This window comes from Gordonibacter sp. (genome assembly GCF_036667095.1).
In the GTDB taxonomy this organism is placed as follows: Bacteria; Actinomycetota; Coriobacteriia; order Coriobacteriales; family Eggerthellaceae; genus Gordonibacter.
In genome coordinates, this window is the sequence record NZ_JAVWUP010000266.1 from 1 (window position 1) to 2,877 (window position 2,877).

2 protein-coding genes are annotated in these 2,877 nt (G+C 51.8%); both read left to right on the top strand.

The window, feature by feature from the left end; genetic code table 11:
* Window positions 1-43: 43 nt before the first annotated feature.
* On the top strand, window positions 44-2,551 hold the full coding sequence (locus tag RR842_RS13450) for a molybdopterin-dependent oxidoreductase (protein WP_332730095.1): 2,508 nt from the start codon (window positions 44-46) through the stop codon (window positions 2,549-2,551).
* A gap of 3 nt (window positions 2,552-2,554) precedes the next feature.
* Window positions 2,555-2,877, top strand: a 323-nt coding sequence (locus RR842_RS13455; protein WP_332730096.1) for a 4Fe-4S dicluster domain-containing protein, incomplete at its 3' end; no start/stop codon positions are given.

Sequence of the window (2,877 nt, forward strand, 5' to 3'; positions counted from 1 at the left end):
TTCAAACGGGGTATCCTGACACATTCTTTCATAAGGAGGAGAAATGTCAGGAACGAATGACCCGCACAGCGGCTTGACCCGCAGGAGTTTTCTGAAGACCACCGCTGCAATTGCGGGTGCGACTGCCGTTATCGGGGGGACACCAACGCTGACGGCACTAGCGCAGAGCGAGACGGGTGGAGAAGAATCGCTTGTTTCGACGATTTGCAGAGCAAATTGCTTTCAGGCATGCATGCTGAATGCTCATGTCAGAGATGGGAAAGTAGTCAAGATGTCGCGTGGGAACTATCCTGAGGATATTTACTCAGGATGCTGTCTTCGTGGTTTAAGCATGCACGAAAGAACCTACAGCGACGCTCGAGTAAAGTACCCCCTGAAACGCGTCGAAGGCACCGAGCGAGGTGCGGGTGAGTGGGAGCGCATCTCCTGGGAACAGGCTATCGGTGAGATAGCCGGCAAGATCAAGGACATCCAGCAGACGTACGGCGAAAAGGCTATGTCCTTTAATGTTGCATCAGGGAATTATGGAGCGGTTCAAGGGAGTGCCCTTCGCAGGCTCATGTACTCTATCGGAGGCACCGCACCTGCGGCAATGTATGATTTTGCGCTTGGCTGGGGAACGAATCGCGTCATGGGCGGTGGAGTTTTTGGATACAGCAACGAGCCGAAAGATATGATCGATGCCAGACATATTCTGATCTGGGGTGCCAACCCTACCTGGACCCAACCGCAGACTTGGCGTATCATTCTTGCGGCGAAAGACAAAGGGGCGCGTCTGCTGTGTATCGATCCCATTCGTTCGGCCACTTCGCAGTATTGCGATGAATATATCCAGATAAAGGCCGGAACCGATCTTTATGTGACCCTGGCAATTCTTAACGAAATTGTAAAAGCCAATCGAATTGATGTCGAATACGTCAAAAAATACACGACCGGATCGTTTTTAATTCGCCAAGATACAGGTCTTTTCTTGCGCCTCTCGGATATTGCGGGTGGGGAGTTGGCCAAAGTCCGCGATGCGAAAACCCTTAATGCTGTGGGAAGCACGAAAAAGGATCCTGCCTACGTAATGGATGAGCAAACGGGTTCGATTAAGCTGTATACCGAATGTGACACTCCAGTTCTCGAAGGTGAGTTTGAAGTGCAAGGAATCAAGGTGAAAACCGTGTATTCCGCCCTAAAAGAACATATGTCACAGTACACGGTTGAAGATGCATCCGATCTGTCAGGCGTTCCCTTGCAAACCATTAATGAAATAGTGAGCATCTACGCTTCGGGTGATCCCGTAACGGCCTATACCCAATACGGTATTGACCACTATAGGGGTGGTCATCTTTGGGGGCAGGCGCTCGCGATTCTCCATGCTCTTACCAATAATCTTTCTCGCCATGGCACGGGTATCGGCGGTCCTGGTGCGCCCAAAGGGACGCTCTCTCCGCTGGGTCAGAATGTAGCTATGTCTCGGGGGACTAATCCCGTAAAAGCTGACAAATGTAATGGCATCATTGCCTCCTGTGCTTGGTCCGATGTGGTTAAAACAGGCAAGTTCAAAGGCAAAGACTATCCCATAAAAGGCTATATCGGCAATTGCGATAACGTCGCAAGCAATCGCTGTCAGCAACGTATATGGGTTGACGAAGATGTGAAGAATCTAGAGCTTATCGTTTCCCTTGAGATTGAGATGACCGATACCGCTCGCTATGCCGACTACGTATTGCCCGCTGCCTTCTGGTTGGAATGTACCGATATTCGCGGTAACTTCTCGAATCCCTATATTGTGTACGGAGGAAAGGCCATTGAGCCGTTGTGGGAATGTAAGACCGACAACGAGATCAGCACGCTTCTTGCCGAAGCGCTAGGAGCTGGCGAGGCTTATCCCCATCGAACGGACGAAGAGTGGATCGATATAGCCTTTGATTCAGATGCGATGCGCGCCAAAGGTTTTACTCAGCGACGTTTAAAGGAAGAGAAGGCGCTGCGTTGCTTGGGCACGGAAGAAGAGCCGTGGATAATCGGTGGATATGGCGCGGAGTTCCCCACTCCCTCCGGACGTGCAGAGCTCTATTGTGAGATTCCGGGCGCTCGGTACGATTACGGCCAAGATTGGCAAAGCGAAGCCAAAGAGCAGCAGTTCCCTATTTGGTTGCCTCCCAACGAGAATTGGCCTCATGCGGAAATTCGTAAAAAATACCCGCTCAGCTATCTGACGCTGCACCAACGCGGGCGTACTCACACGCAATGGTTCGCAAGCGAAACCATTAGAGAGATAGACAAAGAGCCTTACTGCCATATCTCCCGCCCCGACGCTTCCAGCCGAGGTATCGAGGATATGGAGGTCGTCGAAGTGTTTAACGATCGAGGCCACTGTGTTCTGAAGGCCATCATCGACGACTCTCTCCCTGAAAGCGTTTGCTATATACCTAAAGGCTGGCAGCGCCATCAATTCATCGCAGGCGGGTATCAGGAGATGACGATGAATGCGGGTGATGTGTGTGCGGGCGGCTATATCTTCTATGATGCGGTTGTCGAGATTAAGAAATGGGAGGAGTAGATCATGCGCTATGGATTTGCTATCGATACGAAACGCTGCATCGGCTGCCATACTTGCGCTGTTGCTTGCCGGTACGAGAATAATCTGTCCAAAGAAACATGGTGGAATAGGGTACTTACGGACGGCGGCGATAGTATGGACATGCCAAAGGGTGAGTTTCCGAACGGGATTCTTTCGTACCTGCCGCTTGCATGCCAGCACTGCGACAATCCTGCATGCGTGAAGGTGTGCCCCGTGGGCGCCACCTACAAGGATCCCGAGACGGGTGTCGTGCGACAGGATTATGAGAAGTGCATCGGCTGCCGCATGTGCATGTCAGCGTGCCC